This window comes from Leptolyngbya sp. NK1-12 (assembly GCF_032598965.1).
Taxonomy (GTDB): domain Bacteria; phylum Cyanobacteriota; class Cyanobacteriia; order Elainellales; family Elainellaceae; genus Elainella.
On record NZ_CP053586.1, the window covers coordinates 496,627 to 514,911 of the forward strand.

An 18,285-nucleotide genomic window follows, 5' to 3' on the forward strand; every position below is an offset into this window, starting at 1 on the left:
CCCACTCAGGACACATCAAGCAGAATATGGGGAGGATAATGGAAGTTAGAAATGGACGGGTTATCTCCAACAACGTCTTTTGCCATTTCAATTGCTTCAGCAATGCTGTTGGCCGTGGCGAATCCCATAATTTCGGCAGGGCGCTTCGACTGGGGTTTGACGAAAATTACCTTGCCGAGGTGGGCCAAGCCATAGCAGCCCCAATACCACATATAGAAAGGATGCACACCGTGGTATGCGTTACCGTATCGGTAGGCTTCAATATATTTAGGATTATAGGCAAATTCTTCTTCGTACTTGTCTTGAATGGTTTTAGGATCGGTGGTATTGGTGAGAACGCGATTGTAAAACTCAATGTAAGAGGGATGGTGAACCGGGTGAAAGTCCTCGTGCAGCGGGTAGAGGGCAATTAAAACGCCGCCTTTACGAATCAGCGGCTTGCCTCGATAGAAGTTAAAGCTGTAGCCCAAGGCCATCACATAGGTGAGGATGGGATTCATGATCGAGTTGACATTGTAGGGGCTGAGGTAGGGAATGCCCACAATGCCAATATCGGCTTGCCCCTGAACGGGAACACAGTGCTGGGCAAATACTTTTTCCAGAATCTTTTCGTGAACAGGAGCAGTGCGTCCGGCGTAGATGCTGGTGAGTTTGTAGGGAGCGCGGAGCTGCTCAAAGATTTTGCGGCGAGTTTTGATGGAGCTGGCGTCGAGCAGTTTTTTGTTGATCCAGAAGTTACCCCAATCAAACCAGTTCATCTCCCAGACTGGCTTTTTCAGGTAGGTAGCATAGGCGGGCATGGTGTCATTGTTGAGCGTGGTCTCAATCTTGAAGATATTCATGTGCTCTTGAATGATCTTGCCCTGACGATCGCAGGAGGCATTCAACGCTGAGTTCTTGGGGTCCATATAGGACTTGCAGTGCATCAGCGTATGGTGATTGTGATGATGGCGAATCGTGCGGTAGGTGCTGAGTCCAGTTGCATAGGATTTATTACCGCCATCCATTGAAACCAAATTAATGTTGACGTAAATCACCAGATCAGACTCGACAGCGCGACGCGACACCTCAACTTCTTCACCTTTTTCCGTGGTGCCGAGGAAGATGTTGCCTTCTTTATCTTCGGCATCGTAGTTGTAGAGTCTACCGCTGGGATAAAATTCGTTGAAGATCTTGTTGCCTAGCTGATACTTCAGTTCGGCGGGTGTTTCGTGGCGATGCAGCGCGACAGCACAAATAATGTGAATATCGTCAATCCCTGCTTCCCCTAATTTCTTCAGTACTTTGGTGATGATCAGTTCCCGAATGTCGGGGCGGGCCATTGGCGGCAGCGGCAAGGAAAGATCGTCAAAGGCAATTGTCACTTTCATGCCCGGTCGGAGCTGAGCTGAGAGCGGATCGCAACCCAACGGATTTTCCAACGCATGCTCAATTGCCGCATCCACATCAGCTATGGCAGCATGGGACGGGTTGGGATAAATTACCCGCGTTCCTTTGGGTAATGACTCGTAATAAAAGCCTTCACCGCAATGGAAAAACACATTAGTCGGCTTTTCCAATACTCTGACATTGGGCTGCTGAGAAACAGAAGAATTCATTATGCGAACACCAGAAAATAACAAAAACACCCGACTAAGTTGTTCAACCTGATCAATTTCTGCGCCGACGGCGCCAGTCAGCCTGGGACAGCGGGAAAGATAAGTAGGTAGGCTAAATTAATCTTCGCTTCACAATGCCGGGTCTCGACTCCGCTCAACCCTCTGCTTCCCGAAACGTTGCGCATTGAGCGGAGTCGAAATGCGTCTTCTCAATCATTGCGCCCACCTACTTAATTGGGTTGAATCACTCGAAAATAGCGACCTGGATTGAAGGACTTTGATCTAAACATCCTCCTAGTCTAGATGCTGCAAGACTTGAGGAGGATTGGGAATTGCAGAAGCGAGTTGGGCATGAACCATAATTTGCGGCATTGCAAGACATCTGTGTTTGATCAGATCCCATACGACTCGTCGTCCTCGCCACGTGAAGAACAGCTCTTTGAGCGACACGCGAGATTCGGGATAGAGCTTTTTCCACAGTTCCAGATCGGCGAGCTGAATTGTCCAGTCGTCAATCCGATAAGCGTCAATTACAAAACCAGCTTGAGCAAATTGTTGAAATACATCCTCCTGGCTAAACACATGCAGGTGATAGGGATCGATGTGGCGAGTTTCACCGAGAGGAACAGAGAGCAAAAAATGACCATCTGGCTTTAATAGCTTGCGAATTTGGGCCAAAAACCGATCGGGATGGGGCACATGCTCAATGGTTTCAAACGAGACAATTACATCAAACTGCTCTGACCACTCAAACACCTCGGCATCGGCCTGGACAAAGGTGACGCCTGCAGTTTGGTAATGCTCCTGCGCATATTGGATGCTCACTGGCGAAATATCGACGCCAATCACCTGCTCAGCTCCGGCCTGTTTCAGCATTTTGCTACCAAAGCCAGTACCCGAAGCAATGTCCAATACCTTTTTGCCCTGCACATAACGGCTGGCGGTTTGATACCGTCCGAGGTGGATATCGAGCATTTGCTGAGTGCAGTGATCGCCCTCGGCCACCATCTCTGGAACCATGCGTTCCCAAACGCCCCACGTCGGCAGGCTGCCTTTAATTGTTTGAGACTTTCGTTCTACTGTGGTTGTCATTGTTTACACTCTCCGTTGAACTTGCGATATTCAGAATTTTGTGTCCAGTTATGCCAGCTTCACGACAATCGCGTGACCATTCAGATTGTGAAACACAAGGCGATCGGGCAGAGATCTTTGTTCTTCAACCAGTTTAGTGATGCCGTCACAGCCTAAAAAACCATAGTCGTCATAGACGATGATCCCGCCGATGACCATGCGATCCCAGATCCAGGCCACTACGTCTTTGGCCGACTGATATACATCTACATCCACATGGCAAAGCCGAAACTTATCATCACCAATCAGGTGGGCAGTTTCATCCGGAAAAATGCCCTTGAGAATTTTCACCTGGTGTAAACCAAATTGCTCGACCAGCCGTTCCACAATCACCTGAGACGTATCGGCATGTTCGTTGCCTTTATAGAAGCTATCTTTGTCAGAGGCTTTCACAACTCCCGAGAATGTGTCGCACAAGTAGACGGGATCGGTAATGCCACATTGCAGCGCGCGATGAGCCATTAATACGCCCGTACCTCCCTGCCAAACGCCCACTTCGATAATGCTGCCATGCCCTAGTTTCTGAGATTGCTCGACCAACGACCACAGTTCATAACAGCGATACTGATCCACGAGCGTGTTGGCAAAAATTGCTTTGTAGGTACGACGAAACTCTTTGTCAATTTTCCAAGGGGCATAGAGCGCCAAAGGAACCGCTTGTTGATAGCGTGGATCGCGGCTAAACAGCACATAGAACCTAGAGAAAATTCTATAGGCTGCCAACAAAAAGCGTTTTCTTAGGGCACTACTTGAATTCATTAGCTTGGTTTTCGTGGTTTTATTTTCGTGATTTTGCTCTAGCGAGTTTGCAACCATAATTTGACCTGTTCTAAGCCTTGATTTAGAAGAATTTTGGGTTGATACCCTAGCTGGGTACGGGCCTTTTCAATCGAGTAGAGATAGGGGCGACTCATCCAGTTGATCGAGTCAGGCGGCAGGTCGATCGGTTCGCCGTTCTGCTGCTGCTTTTTAATCCGTTGATTCAACAGAAACTTGACTAAAAACGTGGGCAACACAATTGGAGGTGGCGCATTCGCGATGGCCGCCAGCTTGGTGAAATAGTCTTTGCAAGACGTGTCCTGCCCATCGGTAATGTTGAAGACTTCGCCATAGGCTTCCTGCTCGATTGCTAAGAAGATGGCGTCGATCAAGTTATCTACGTAAACATGGTTGATCCGGCCCTTGCCTAGCCGAGGCAGCGCAAATTCCTTGCGGTGCATATAGCTGAGCGGTTCTACTACCCAAGCTCCGCTATTGGGACCATAGACATCTCCAGGGCGAATGATAATTACACCAAATTCGGGTGGTTGGTTGAGTTTTAGCAGCTCTCGCTCGCTGTCAATTTTGGTTTGGCAATAGGGGTTATTTTCCCCCCGCAGGGGACTCGATTCTGTCGCGTAGGGTGGATAGTTGAAGCCATACACCATAACGCTCGACAGGTGCACAAAGGCTTTGACGCCTTGCTGTTTGGCTGCCTGCGCCATATTCACCGCGCCTTGCAGATTGACCTGCCGAAAGGCGTCCGGGTCACCGTCGATTCTGACGATTGCTGCCGTGTGCAGCACCAGATCCACACCTTGACAGGCTGTTGCCGCCGCCGCTGGGTCCGTAATGTCGCCCACCACAATTTTGACGCCCCGGTCTTTGAGCGGAGCAGCTTTTTCCGCTGAGCGAGCCAGCCCCTGCACCTTCATGCCTCGCTGGAGGGCCAACTCAGCAGCACGGGCACCAATGAATCCAGTGATGCCGGTAATGAGTAAGGTTTTGTCCTGTAGGTTCATAGGCATGGCTCCGGAGGCTGAGAGACAACGGTTGGTGAGGATGGCGTCGAGTGTCGATCCGCCTTCCATTGCTTGATCGGCCAACCTGCTTGCGTAGCGATGCGAGACAGGGCCACATCCGGGTTTACTGCGACTGGATGCCCAATTGCCTGCAACATCGGCAGATCGGCAATACTATCGCCATAGGCATAGCTGTGCTGTAAATCAATCCCCTGCGAGGCAGCAAACTGGCGGATCAGTCGCGCCTTTTCCTGTTCAGCCACGGGTTCGCCTTGCAGGTTGCCGGTGTAATAGCCATTGCAAACCTGAAGTTGGGTGGTGAGGCTGCTGACTCCCAGGAATTCTGCGAGTGGGGCAATAATGCAGTCCACCGAACCAGTCACCAAAACAATTTTGGCTCCCTGGCTTTTATGTTCGGCAATCTGCTGCAAGGCGGCTGGAAATAGTCCGGAGCGCAGTTTTTGCTGAAAGTAGCGTTGGCCTAAGGCAAAACATTGCTCGACCGATAAGCCATCGTAATTCTGGTAGAACACATGATTAAAGGCATCGCGGCTGATTCGGTCCAGCCAGAGATAGAACGGCACAAGGCTAAGCAGGCGTGCGGTTGTCAGGCCCTGCTGCCAAAGCGAGCGGTCTTGTTTCGCCAGATAGAGGTAATGATGCACGATGTTGGCCTTCAGCAAGGTGCCGTCTACATCAAAGAAGGCAGCGATGGTCATTTGATCGCCCTCCCGTTGGTTTGGGTGGGAATGGGAGCGAAGGTTTGCTCTAGCCGGTTAGCCCGCAGTTGCAAAATAGCGGCGCGGGTTTGATCGGTAATCGCCTGACACGCTTCTCGATCGGCAGCATTGCGCTGGGGAGAGGCTAAATCTAGAGGAGCGCCGAACGTCACCTGAATCGGATGGCGACGGGGCAGCAGCCGTCCTTTGGGCAGGGCTTGATAGGTGCCTTCAATGTAGACCGGCACAATCGGCACATTCAGCTTCAGCGCTAGGAGGCCCAAACCAGGCTGAAATGCCTGAATTTCTCCAGTGCGCGAGCGCGTGCCTTCCGGAAAAATCAAGATCGGCGTGCGAGCATTCAGCAACTGTTCGCAGTGCCGCAGGGCATCGAGTGCACCCAATAGCGTACCTTCCCGGTCGAGGGGAACCAGATTCAAAAAGCTTCTGGAAAACCAGCTCTTGAGGGCGTGATCAAAAAAGTAATCTTTGGCCCCCAGGCAGATCACCTGATCGACCTGCTTCAGCAACGAGACGACAATCGCTCCGGCATCGAGATGACTGACATGGTTGGCCGCAAGCAGGTATGGGCGATCTGTAGGCAAATGCTCTAAGCCCTGGCAACTCAACTGAAACCAGTGCTGGTATACCGCTTGGCTCCAAGACCAGAACAATCGAGAGCGGCGACGGGGCAACGGACAGGGCGTCAGGTTGGGACTCGGCTGGTACAGTTGGGTCGTGAGCACTTGACTGAGCTGAGCCAGCGTCAGGTGGTCGTTCAGCAGATCTGAATCGAGCGATTGGCCCAACCAGTCTTCCAGATCAGCCACCAAGCTGACGGCTTCCACCGAATCTAGACCGTAGTCAGTCAAGGGTCGCTCAAGATCGATCTGTTCTAATCCAACCTTGAGGCGAGCGGCAATCTGGACCTGTAGCCAAGTCTGGATTGTTTGCTGCTGTTGACTAGCGGGCTGAGCCAGCAGGGTTTCCCGATCGTAGGTAGGAAGGACGACAACAGGGTTGGAGTCGGTTTGGGCAACCTGCCACTGAGCCACGCTGGCTAATGTCCCGGTTTGGAACCCAGTCCGACAGGCATGGCGCTGAATTTTGCCGCTGGACGTTTTGGGCAAATAACCGGGCTTCAGCAGCACAATCGCGTGAACTTGCAAATCGTGCTGTTTGGCAATGGCGGCGCGAATTTGGCTAAAAATCACTTCCAGCTCATCCGCAGCGGTTTTGCGCAGCGCGGTACGTTCCACCTCGGCCACCACCACGAGTTGCTCATCGCCCTCAACTTCTACGGTAAAGGCGGCAGCTCCGTTGGGACTGCGGAGGCTGGCATGGCTCTGCTCAACGGTCAGTTCAATGTCTTGCGGATAGTGATTGCGGCCTCGGATGATAATCACGTCTTTGAGCCGTCCGGTGACAAACAGCTCGGTGCCCTGAATAAAGCCCAGATCGCCCGTGCGCAAGAAGTAATCGGGGTTGTTGGCCGCTGGTGCTAACTGAGCCTGGAAGGTGGCAGCAGTGGCGTCGGGTCGGTTCCAGTAACCTTGGGCCACGCTGGGGCCAGACACCCAAATCTCGCCCACTTCGCCTTGATGGCATTCGGTCAGGGTATTGGGGTCCACCACAATCACGTTTTGATCGAAGCGGGGATGACCACAACCGACCAACGGTAAACCTGCATCAGTCAAGACAACACGATTCTGGCTGAGGCTGTCTGGCTCTACGGTGAGAATTGTGGGAGCAGCGGTTTTGGTTCCACCCGTGACAAACAGGGTTGATTCAGCCAAACCATAGCAGGGATAGAACGCTTCGCGGCGAAATCCGCACTCGGCAAAAGCAGCAGCAAATCGATCCAGCGTTTCGGCCCGGATCGGCTCGGCTCCGGTAAAGGCCACATCCCAACGGCTTAAATCGAGCTGGCGGCGCTGCTCTGGCGAAATTTTGCGCACACATAGCTCATAGGCAAAGTTGGGTCCGCCGCTGCTGGTGGCTCGATAGTCCGAAATTGCTTGCAACCAGCGTAGGGGTTTTTGCAGGAACGCCACCGGAGACATCAATGTGCAGGGCAAACCGAGATAGAGCGGTTGCAGCACGTTGCCCACCAGTCCCATATCGTGAAATAGCGGCAGCCAGCCGACGGAAATCGTCTGATCGTGATGCCCAAAGGCTTGCTTGATCAAGCGTTCATTGTGCAACAGGTTACCGTGGCTGACCATGACGCCTTTAGGATTGCCAGTTGAACCAGACGTATATTGCAGAAAGGCAAGGGTGGCGCTCGTGATCGGGGGTTCCTGCCAGTTGCAGTTGTGCGAATCTAAACCATCTGATGCTAACCAGTGAATCGGCGGCAGCGCTTCCTCTCTCCACTTGCGCTGCAAATCGGGCAATAACGCCTCGGTGGTCATGGCAGCGGCGGCATCAGCATCGGCTACAATCGCCTGCAGTCGATTCAGAGTTTGGTTGGCTTTGGGTGGATAGGCCGGGACCGCAATGGTTTGGGCATAGAGGCAACCAAAAAAGGCAGCGATGAATTCCAGTCCCGAAGGATACAGCAACAGCACCCGATCGCCGGGACGAGTTAAAGCTTGCAGATGGGTAGCAATGATTCGGGCCTGATGGTCAAGCTGCTGGTAGGTCCACGACGCTGCGATCGTTTCTCCATCTTTGAGGAACACAAAGGCTGTATCGTCAGGCTGAGCGATGGATCTATAGCGCAGGAGGTCAACCAGCGTTGCTATCTTCTGTTGTGTCCCGAATACGTAACCTGCCGCTGTCATTACGTTCTCCCTATAGTTACGGATATCTATGGCAAAGTCTCTGAGGGGATTTATAAAAATTTCAATTGAGGGCTTGAATTGGGGCTAGGTTGAGGCGCCGTCTGGGGTTCTGACTGGTTTCAGGAACCTTTACCGACCTTTGGCTAGCAAAATTTAGTGGAGTTTCAGCTTGATTGGAATGCAAGACAAGACAGATGCAGGTTGCCTGATTAATCTAGAGGAACTAGTAGATGAACGGATGATGGAATCTTTTTGGATAAATTGATACCTCTAAAGTGAAATTGACGAGTAGAACTCAGTTAGAAATCTAGGTGGGCGTTGCTGTGGCTTCCGCAGCAATATTGATTCGCTTCCACTCCTCAAAGTCAAAGCCCCGACGGAGGGTAGCAATTGCCCGCTGCCAAGCCAGAAACATTCGCAGTTTGGCAATCGGAATCGGGCCATAGGTTTTGGCATCCAGCATCTGCTGGTGCAGGAAATAATCGAGATAGGTGGCCGACAGGACCGGGTTGACCGGATGACAGGCAATGCCGCTGCCCTTGAGGGCGTCTAGGGTGGCCGTGCAGTCGAAGATTGGCGTTTTGTCGCGAGTGTAGAGTTCGGGAATCGTCAGCCCTTCTTCCGAAAAGGGTTCTAGGAAGAACGAACGCAAACTAAACAGTGGATGATCCGGAGTGGTGGCCTGTTGGGCTAGCCGCGCTTGCCATTCTTTGTAGGGCAAGCGTTCCACAAAGGAGCCAAGCCGTTCATCCCAGGCGGTGGTTTCGGTGGATGTCACCGGATTGGGATTCATCAAATGGAAAATCTGGTTCTCAGACTGGGGCTGCTGAGCCAGGTAGGTAATGGCTTGGCTGGCGTAGTCTACCGGGCAAATATTCACCCAATAGTCGAGTACAGGAGCACAGCCCATTTCGGTGCAGCCTTTGACCACCAGACAGGTGAAGTCTTTGGTATTCCAGGCTCCGGTGCGGCTATCGCCTGAAATAAAAGGCAAGCGGTAGATACAGACCGGCAAACCCCGCTCGCGGGCGTTCAGCATCATTTTTTCCGCTACCCACTTGGTTTGGGCATAGCCGAGAAACATCCCTTCGTGATGGTCGAGCAGGTCGGCTTCGCTCACCACTTTGCCGGCGTAAGCGTGGGACTCGAACACCGAGACGCTGGACATGTAGTGCACCGTTTTGCGTTTCACCAAGCTGGCTAAGCGAATCACATCCTCGGTGGCTGTCACGTTCATCGGCTTCAGCGCCTGATAGGGGAAGACAAAGTTGAGCGAGGCAGCACAGTGATAAATCACATCAATGTCATAGGCCAACTGCTCAAACTGAGCTTCCGACAACCCAAAACGCGGGCTAGCTAAATCCCCCAGCACCGGCACAATTCGCCCCTTGAATTCAGGCTTCCAGATGCCATAGGATTCCAGATTCTTTTGCAAACGGCGCTGTCCCTCTGCCGGATCTTTGGCCCGCACCAAACAGTGAATCACCGCCTGCGTCCGCTGCATCAGCTCGGCAATAATGAACGCGCCCAGGAAGCCGGTGCCGCCGGTCAGAAAGATGGTATCGGGATGGGTGATGAACTCGCCAGGAACTGCCAGCGGCTGAATGCTGGGGTCGAGTTCAGCCTCTTTCGGTAAGTCAATGGCGCTAGACGCATTTTCGCTAGAGGAACCAGGCCGATAGACAATGCCGACTTTTTGCTTCAGCTTCTGCATCAGCAGTTCGCGCTGTTCCGGCGACAGGTTGGCAATGCGTTCAGAGAGGTTGGCAGTCGTGGTCATGGCGGGAAGGGGTGAGGGGTAGGGGGTGAGGGGTGAGGGGTGGGGGGTGAGGGGTAGGGGGTGTAGCTAGGAATTTATTTTGTTTCGATTTCGTTGAGAGCTTGGGCTAGGGTTTCGGGGTCGAGGGTTTGCAGCAGATCGGCTTCTAGCTGTTGGGCTTCTTCGGCTAGGCGCTGTGAGAGGCCGGCAATGGTGGGGTAGTGCCACAGCCAGGAGGGGGAGAGCTGAAAACCCAGCATTTTTTCGGCGCGGCTGGCGATCAGCATGGCTCTGGCTGAGTTTAAGCCGAAGTTATCGAAGCGGTCGTTGACATCGATGTCTTCGGGATCAATGCTGGTCTGCTCGGCGATTTGGGCAATGAACCAGGCCTGGATGCTTTCAGTCGTAAAGCTGCTGGTGGTTTGGATTTGAGTCATAGTGACCTCCTAGAACGACATCCTGATAGAAATCTTGAAAACTGCGGGAGCAGACCCAGTTAGAGCAAGGGCAGCGGCTGATAGTGGCTGAAGTCGGCAGGCAGGTAAATTCCCTGCATTTTTAGCGCCTGAATCCGGTAGAGGTAGGCAGCTCCAGTGAGAATGTGATGGGCCACATCTACTACCCGGCGATTGGCTGGCTCGGCTAAGTAGGACCCTTTTACCCATTCGTTGAAGGCTCCCATTGCTGGACCACACCAGATCTGATAGTCCGATTCCCGTCCCGCTTCGCCAGAATTTGACCAGCGCGAAGACAAGCCCAGGTACCAGCGGAAGATCAGCGCCATTTTGCGTTTGGGATTCTGGCTGGCGCGCTCGATCTGGCTGGGGTCGCGCTGTTGGAAGAAGGCGACGGTGCCTTCCCAGACTTCATCCAGGCTTTTTTTGAAGATTTGCTTTTCCAGACGCTGGCGTTCGTCTTTGGGGATGGCGTCGATCGAGTCGTAGCTGCGGTAGATTTCGTAGAGCTTTTGTGCCCGGACTGGGAACAGCGTGCCGCGCTTCAGCACTTGCAGCTTGACGCCCATCTCGAACATGTCGGCAGCGGGGGCCATCATCACGTCATGCATTTCGGCTTCGGCCAGCAGGCGTTTGGTGTAGTCGGAGGTGCCCGCTTCTACACAAGCCTGGTTCACCGAACCCGTGACCACATAGGCGGCTCCCATCATGAAGGCGGCTAATGCCGATTCGGGCGTGCTAATGCCGCCTGCGGCCCCGATCCGAATCAATACCGGATATTGATATTTGGCTTGCAGTTCATCTCGACGCTTCAAAATCGAGGGCAGCAGCGACACCAGGGGGCGGTTGTCGGTATGGCCGCCCGAATCGGCTTCGACGGTAATGTCATCGGCCATTGGCGCCTGTTCGGCTAAGCGGGCCTGCTGCTCGCTGATCAATCCCTGCTCGACCAATTCCTTCAGCAGTTTGACTGGAGCGGGCTGCATAAACTGATCGGCCACTTCTCGCCGCGATAGTTTGGCAATTACCTTGTGCCCGATCTGAATCTGGTTGTTGGCATCGAGGCTCAACCCGGCGGCCCGGTAATACACGAGGTTCGCAGTCAGAGCCAGAAATGCCGAGGCTTCGATTGTCTTAACGCCGTACTTCAGATACAAATCAACCGCACCGCGCTCCATGGCCGGTTCACTGGGACTGTGGATTAGGTTAAAGGCATAGGGGCCATGGGGTAGGGCTTGCTGGATCTGCTGCACAGCGGCCTCTAGTCGAGCCGGAGCTACACCGCCCGCCCCAAAGGATCCCAACAGTCCGGCCTGACCGAGGGCAATCACGAGATCCGTCGAGGCAATGCCGCCTGCCATCGCGCCGGTGGTATAGGCATACTTGATGCCGTGAAAGGCGCGGAAGTTCGGGTCGCCCAACTGCTCTAGCGGAGTGGGAGGCAGAGTTGCTAGTACTTCCAGCCCCGACCGTCCGGTTTCCACTTCGCCAACATAGGCTTGATTCACCATGCCAATCTGGCCGTCATAGCGCACCACTGAGCAGGGATGGTAGAGGTTCAACAGTCTGGCTTTAATTCCAGCCGCATCGAAGGCGATCGCGTCTAGAGGTACTGAAACCGAGGGTGTGTAAACGCTAGTCACTTTTCATTCCCCGCTAACGAGAGTGAGTTGGAACGTGAGCTGTGGTTGAAGTTGGCCGCCGGACGTTCGACTAGCTCTAGGCCCAGGTTCTTCATCACGGCAATGGTTTTGCCCTCGAAGATTGCTGAGCATTCTGCCTTGACATAGGGTCTGGGGCTGAGGCCGATTTCGGTGACTTCAACCCGGTAGGTGATCGTGCCGGTCGTGGGCTTGATCTGGCCGCGATAGTGCCCGATTTGGGTCTGGTTGAGCAGCGGCTGGGTGATGGCATCCTCGACTCGCGTGTGCAGTCCCAGATAGAGCAGATAGAAGGCTAGAAGCTGGCCGCAGCCTTCGCCGACTAAGGTACCGGGAATACAAAAGTCGTTCTTGAAGTGGCAGTTGAAATACCAGGCATCTGGAGTGAGGTCTTTTTCGGCCACTAGCAGCCCCAGTCCCCAAGCACCGCCCTGCGGATCCACCGAGGTGATGCGGTTGATCATGCGAATCTGGGTGGGTGGGAAGAAGCTGAATTTGGCGTTGTGGCTCTGGGCAGCATAATCAGTGCCGAAACAGGCGGCAAAGTTACCCTGGTTGAGCTGCTCCAGATCGGCTTCCAAGAAGGCGGTTTTCGTGCAGGGCAGCAATGGCTGGAAGTATTGCTTCTTCAGTTTGCTGCGCATCAGTTGGTCGAGCTTGCTTTGGGGAATGCCTTGACCTTTGAGCAGTTCCTCGTCGGAGAAAAAGCCCGCCTTGCATTCCATCTGCATGAATTGCTGGTCGCCAATAAAGCACTTGTGGGTGAAGGTGAACAGCAGCGTCTCGCCCATGCGGCTAAAGGAATGGGCTGTTACCTCGCAGCGCATGGTTTCGCCTTCTTTAGGCAAGCGGCCTGTGAAGGTAATTGTGCCGCCCAGCGCCCGGTATACCCGCTCACCTTTGGTTTCAAAGTCAACCCCGATGTAGCTCATCAAAAAGATATTGGAGTGAGACGCTTCCACCGCCACGGCACAGGGCATATAACCACCCGTGGTATACCAGGCTCCGTAGGGAATGTCGTACTCGGTCTCGATGAAGCAATCTTCTAAACTGCCGCGTTTGGCTGCGATTTTGGTAACGCGACTGATGAACAAGTAGGGTGGCATCGGAATCCGGGTGCAGCGCGGCAGCGCATCAACCACCTCGTACTCAGGACCAAACACCTTCGCCAGTTTGCCGCAGGCCACTTCCAGGACTTCAGCCTCATCGAAAATCACGTTGGCTGGTTTTGGTTGCGGCTGAGCTAATTGCTGAGCTGATTGTTGAACCTGTTGAACCTGTTGAACCTGTTGAACCTGCTGGACTTGAGGCAATTGCTGAGCTTGCGGTGCTGCTGGTATCACTGGGGCCGGCGTAACCGAAGACAACGACTGTTCCGTCAGTTTTGTTTGCAGGAGCAGCAGTTCCCCCAATTGGCGCAGGCCGTCTTGCCGTGCTTTCAGGAAGGCGACGTTGGTGGCTGTGAGCTGAGACTGGTGCTGAGTCAGCTTCTGTAGCCCCTGGCTCATGGCCTGGAAAGCTGCGGCTTTGGATTGGGAGTTGACGGAGGGCTTGATTGGGGCAGGACTAGCGCTATTGATATGCGCCCCGTTGGGTGGTTCGGATTCAAAAGGTGGGAACTCAGAAGAATCAAGCGCTGGAGGCATAGGACGTTCAGAATATAGACGAGAGGATGCAGCGGCGGCAGACGAGCCATTCTGGAACAAATGATTTTCCACCGGATGGTTGGAATGATTCGCAGCATGATGGTTCAACTCCGCCCAAGGGGCTGACGGCTTGGCGGCACCATTGACAGCGGGGGGAGCAGGCAACGGCGGCTCGGCCATGATTTGATTCGACACAACTACAGGCAGGTCGGTCGGTGTTTCTGGAGATAAAACCTCTGGAGGCAAAACCTCTGGAGACAAAACGGTGAAGGACAGCCTGGGCAACTCAGCACTGGTCTCGGTTGGCACAACGACTGCTTTCTCAGCGGCTTTCCTGGCTTCTGGTGAGGCAGGCAGAGTGACAACGCGCTTGACACAGCCCGCAAATTTCTCCCGATTTGCTGGAGCCAAAATTTCTTCCTTGATCCGATGGGCACCGGGCAGCGTGACCGTGCGAATCAGCGACTTGCGCTTGTCTTGCGGAGATTTCAGCGGCACATACAGCGGTGAAATATCGACACTGACTTGATGGCTCACCAGTCTAGCCAAGGCCCGTACAGTTGAGGTGTGAGTATCGATGCCGCGAGTGCTGACGGTAAAGGCAAGGTGCGCCCGGTCATTCAGGGTTTCCTTAATCCAGCGGGAACAACTGCTGCCCGGACCCAGCTCCAGGAAAATCCGCACTCCGTCTTCGTAGGCTTTGTTGACCAGGCGCGGAAAGTCGCAGCACTGGCTCAGCGCAGTGGCAACTAAATCGGCTACTTTTTCGGTGCTGAGCTGATCAGGCTGATCGTAGCCGGCAGCAGAGTAGAAGTTAATGGTGGTTTGTTCTTGCACCGGTAGAGTCGCCCACTGCTTCAGTTGCTCATATTCCAGCCGCACCGGATCGCAGTGCAAAATTCCGCTGATCGGCAACGGGAAGTAGTCGCATTTGAGCGCTTCTATCAAGCGTAGGCAAGCCTGTTTGTCGCCGCCAATCACGACTTCCTGCGGCGTATTGATATGAGTGATGTAGACGCGGCTTTCTTGCTGGACTGCCGCCTGCACTGCTGCAGCTGCGGTAAGGAGGACATAGGTGCCCCAGAAATCGCCACTCGAATCCGATTGGATCGGCAAGCCCCAGAACTCCTGAATTGCGGTTTTCGGCCCCGACAGGCGAGTTCTAAACAGCTCGGAGGAATTGAGGTTGGTAGCAATCGACTGGACGTTCGACCAAACACCTAACGAGAACAGCATGGTCAACTCGCCCAAACTATAGCCAAACGCAGCCTGAGGCTCTAGCCGGAAGTAGTCTTTCAAGATTCCAGAAGCTTGAATCGCTGCCACGGTACCGGCCACCAGCATACCTACAGAATCATTGGCAAAGTTGGCTTCTAGCGCCTCCCACTGGCGAGGTGTGAGTTTACTGAGACTGCGAGGATAAAGCAACCGACATTGGGCATAGAGCAGGTCAGTCAGCTTGGCGCTCTCATCCGGCAGAATGTCATAGAGTTTGGGAAACAACCGCGATACATCCCGCCCCATGCCCATGTAGGACATAAAGGCACCCGGATAGACAAAGGCGACTTTGCCTAGCTTGCCCTGAGGAGCGGGGGTGAAGTAGCTACCGGCTGGGGTTTGCCATTCCCGCTTCTGCTGAAAGGCGCGTTCAATGCCCTTCAAGCCCCGCTGAATCTCTTGCAGCACTTCCTCTTGACTGTGGCCCACAATCACCGCTACATACTTGGCTTCAGGCCGCTGCCGGAAGGTGGCGAAGGTTTGGCTAGCCGTTTGGTGCAGCGATGTGGAAGCGGTCACTGCTTGCTCTAAGGCCCGCAGCTGGTCGAGCAGCGATGCTTGGTCATCTGCCGCCAAGGGAAACAGGTGGAACGGCATTTGCTCTAGATAGCGGCTGGGGCGCGTCGTCTGAGCCAAGTCTTCCGACAAAATCACATGGGCGCAACTGCCGTCTAGACCCAGTCCACTCACTGCGGCAATTCGCTTTGCCTGTTGTGATTTCACCGGCCAGGGTTGGGATTCGGTCGCCACGAAAAAGGGACTCCCCTGCCACAATTCCTGATGCTTAGGAGTAGACCACTGAGGCAGCGATGGAATATAGCGGTGGTAAACACAGAGGGCGGCTTTGATCAGGCTGGCAATTCCGGAAGCAGCAAAGGTATGGCCGATGTTGGCTTTGACTGTGCCCAGGCCGCAGGTGAGGTCGGTCTCACCGGTCTGATAAGCTTGGGTCAAACCAGCAATTTCAGCCACATCTTCAGCCGGAACGCCGCTGCCATATACTTCCAGATAGCCAACATCCGCTGGCCCGACTTTGGCTTGCTCAAAGGCTTGCTGACAGGCTTGAGCAACGGTGGTCGCCGAGGGTGGAGCCGGATAGCGGTCGGACGACGTCGCGCTGTGATCCTGCACGAGACTGACGGCATCCACAGTGGCGTAAATCCGATCTGAGCTTTGCTTTGCTTGGTCCAGCCGCTTCAGCACAATCGCGCCAGCTCCTTCGCCTACCATCCAGCCGCTAGTCTGAGTGTCAAAACCGGGAGTTGCGCCATTATTGATCGGGGCAATTTGTTGGCGCAGCAGCACATTCTCGATGCCGCCGGCCAGATCAACTGCTCCCACCACAACAGCATCAACTTTGCGGTCGGCTAAGAGAATCTGGGCGATTTCCAGGGCTTTGAACGTAGAGTTTTCACCACCAGAAATCGTCAACGATGGTCCGGTAAAGTCCCAGGCCGCCGAGATCCGGCTGGCCATAATGTTGCCGACATAGCTGATATAGCGATTCACCTGAGCCGGCCAGCATACACCTTCTCGAACGGTGTCTTGCAGTTCGGCTAACTTATCAGCGGGAATTTCCAAATGATGATGTGCTAGAGCTTCCGGCACCTGCCAGAGCGAATCGCAGCGAGCGCGGTAGAGGTGAGAATTGCCCTCGGTTTCCATTGCAATAATTACCGCCACGTTGCCCCCTTCCGGCATTTTGGCGTCTTGCAGTGCTGCATCGGCCACTTTCAGGATCAAAAGCTGCTGGGCAATTGGCTGTTCGTATAGATTAGGCTGGATCTTGAAGCGCAGAAAGTCAATCTCAAAGTCCTGAATATAGGCACCGAGGGGCGCTTGGCCGGACTCGAACCCGTAAGCCTGCATCAGTTCAGGCAGCTTTTCCATGCCTTGCCAGCGTTCCGGCGGCACTGGAATAAAGTGCTGCTTGCCTTCATAAATGCTGCGGTCAAAGGCATCCAGGCTGTTGCACTGGCCAAAGAAGGCGTCCATGCCGACAATCGCAATCGGCTCTAGCTGAGGTACCGACAGTTCCTGCTCTGGCTCGGTCGCTCCCTGCTCGACTACCAGATGGGCATTGGTACCACCAAACCCAAATGCACTAACTGCCGCTCGTTTGATTGGCTCCGGGCTGGGCCAAGGCGTCAGGGAAGTCACCACCTGCTCAGTGTCAATCACGCCATTCGCAGAGGCCAGCGGTTCACGCACATTGATCGTGGGCGGAATCACCCCATTCGCCATGCTGAGGATCACTTTGATCATGCTGGGCATGCCTGCGGCTGTCAGCAAATGGCCCAGATTTGATTTCACCGAACCGATCTTGGGTTTGCTACCATAGCGCCCAAAGAAGGCATCCATCGAACTCAGCTCAGTTTTGTCGCCCAAGTCGGTGCCGGTAGCATGACATTCCACGTACTTGATGCTTTGGGGATCAATGGCTGCATCGGCATAGGCCCGCTCAAACGCCAGCATTTGCCCCTTAGAGCTGGGCGTAAGGAAATGCTTGCCCTTGCCATCGTTGGACAGTCCCACCCCCAAAATCGTGGCATAAATTTTGTCGCCATCCCGCACGGCATCGCTGTAACGCTTCAGGGCCAACATCCCGGCTCCTTCACCCGTAATCATGCCGCCGGAATTTTGGTCGAGCGGTCGGCCTACTCCATCGCTGGGATAGGCCCGGTAGAGGGAAAAGCCGATATGGGTGACGAACGGATCCGAGCAGCTCACAGCGCCGGCTAGCATCAAATCCGCTTTGCGAGAAATCAGATATTCGCAGGCCAACTGTACAGCATACAAAGGCGAGGCACAGGCCGCATCCAACGAAAAGCTTGTACCCGACAAGCCCAGCGCTTGCGGAATCAAGGTAGACGGATAGCCAGCGGTAAAGAAATTAAAGGGCGAAACCTGTTCGGGGGTGAGGCGAGGCAGTTCTAGATCGGGCTGATCGAGCAGTTCGCGCAGGGCTGACTCCACCGTTCTGCGGTAAATTGGCGTCACTAAGCGCTGCGACAGGCGAGTTGGGGAAGACAGATTGCCCAGAATCACGCCACACTTGGCTAAAATTTCAGCCCGATTCAGGTAGCCACTGTCCTCTAGCGCCTGCTTCGCCACATAGAGTGACCACTTAAAAATAGCATCGAGACCGGCGAGAAAATCGGCTGGGACTCGATAGCCAGCTGGGTCAAATTGAAAATCGCGAATCAGGCCACCACGCAAACAGTAATAGCGATCGGGAGTACCCTTCTCCGGATCGTAGAAAATTTCAGGATCGACCCCGACCTGCTCCTTAGTGAGCTGGGAAATTACATCCTTTTCAGCAATCAGGTTTTGCCAAAATTGCTCTGGAGTTTGTGCTCCCGGAAACAGGCAAGATAGACCAACAACTGCAATTTTTTCCATGATCCGCTTTTGCTAGATATCCACAATTAAAAAATGATCAAGGTATTGATTCAGTGTGAATAATTTCAT

General features: G+C 53.9%; 10 protein-coding genes. All 10 read right to left on the bottom strand.

The genetic code is table 11. The features are described from left to right. Positions 1 to 5: 5 nt before the first annotated feature. The 10 genes from HJG54_RS01695 to HJG54_RS01740 all read right to left on the bottom strand — a co-directional run bounded on the left by HJG54_RS01695 (position 6) and on the right by HJG54_RS01740 (position 18,216). The gene (locus tag HJG54_RS01695; RefSeq protein ID WP_316432995.1) at positions 6 to 1,598 is read right to left on the bottom strand and encodes a lactate racemase domain-containing protein; all 1,593 of its coding nucleotides are present in this window, start codon (positions 1,596 to 1,598) and stop codon (positions 6 to 8) included. 294 nt (positions 1,599 to 1,892) lie between these two features. Further along, positions 1,893 to 2,690 carry a class I SAM-dependent methyltransferase gene (locus HJG54_RS01700; RefSeq protein ID WP_316432996.1) on the bottom strand — a complete coding sequence of 266 codons (798 nt, stop codon included), beginning with the start codon at positions 2,688 to 2,690 and terminating at the stop codon, positions 1,893 to 1,895. Between the two features lie 48 nt (positions 2,691 to 2,738). Then, complete coding sequence (locus HJG54_RS01705; RefSeq protein ID WP_316432998.1) at positions 2,739 to 3,545, bottom strand: TylF/MycF/NovP-related O-methyltransferase; 807 nt, start codon at positions 3,543 to 3,545, stop codon at positions 2,739 to 2,741. Further along, positions 3,527 to 4,510 (bottom strand): NAD-dependent epimerase/dehydratase family protein, encoded by a 984-nt coding sequence (locus tag HJG54_RS01710; RefSeq protein WP_036001147.1) that lies wholly within the window; start codon positions 4,508 to 4,510, stop codon positions 3,527 to 3,529. The genes HJG54_RS01705 and HJG54_RS01710 overlap by 19 nt, the downstream gene beginning before the upstream one ends. Beyond that, the gene (locus tag HJG54_RS01715) at positions 4,507 to 5,229 is read right to left on the bottom strand and encodes an HAD family hydrolase (protein ID WP_316433000.1); all 723 of its coding nucleotides are present in this window, start codon (positions 5,227 to 5,229) and stop codon (positions 4,507 to 4,509) included. The genes HJG54_RS01710 and HJG54_RS01715 overlap by 4 nt, the downstream gene beginning before the upstream one ends. Then, positions 5,226 to 8,015: an AMP-binding protein gene (locus HJG54_RS01720; RefSeq protein WP_316433001.1), complete on the bottom strand. Its 2,790-nt coding sequence runs from the start codon at positions 8,013 to 8,015 to the stop codon at positions 5,226 to 5,228. The genes HJG54_RS01715 and HJG54_RS01720 overlap by 4 nt, the downstream gene beginning before the upstream one ends. Positions 8,016 to 8,322: 307 nt before the next feature. Continuing rightward, on the bottom strand, positions 8,323 to 9,795 hold the full coding sequence (locus HJG54_RS01725; RefSeq protein WP_316433002.1) for a thioester reductase domain-containing protein: 1,473 nt from the start codon (positions 9,793 to 9,795) through the stop codon (positions 8,323 to 8,325). Between the two features lie 74 nt (positions 9,796 to 9,869). Continuing rightward, entirely contained in the window at positions 9,870 to 10,211 is a 342-nt protein-coding gene (locus tag HJG54_RS01730; protein ID WP_316433003.1) for an acyl carrier protein, read from the bottom strand. Positions 10,212 to 10,270: 59 nt separating this feature from the next. Next, positions 10,271 to 11,872 carry a PfaD family polyunsaturated fatty acid/polyketide biosynthesis protein gene (locus tag HJG54_RS01735; protein WP_316433004.1) on the bottom strand — a complete coding sequence of 534 codons (1,602 nt, stop codon included), beginning with the start codon at positions 11,870 to 11,872 and terminating at the stop codon, positions 10,271 to 10,273. Next, entirely contained in the window at positions 11,869 to 18,216 is a 6,348-nt protein-coding gene (locus HJG54_RS01740; protein WP_316433005.1) for a beta-ketoacyl synthase N-terminal-like domain-containing protein, read from the bottom strand. The genes HJG54_RS01735 and HJG54_RS01740 overlap by 4 nt, the downstream gene beginning before the upstream one ends. Between the last annotated feature and the right edge of the window lie 69 nt (positions 18,217 to 18,285).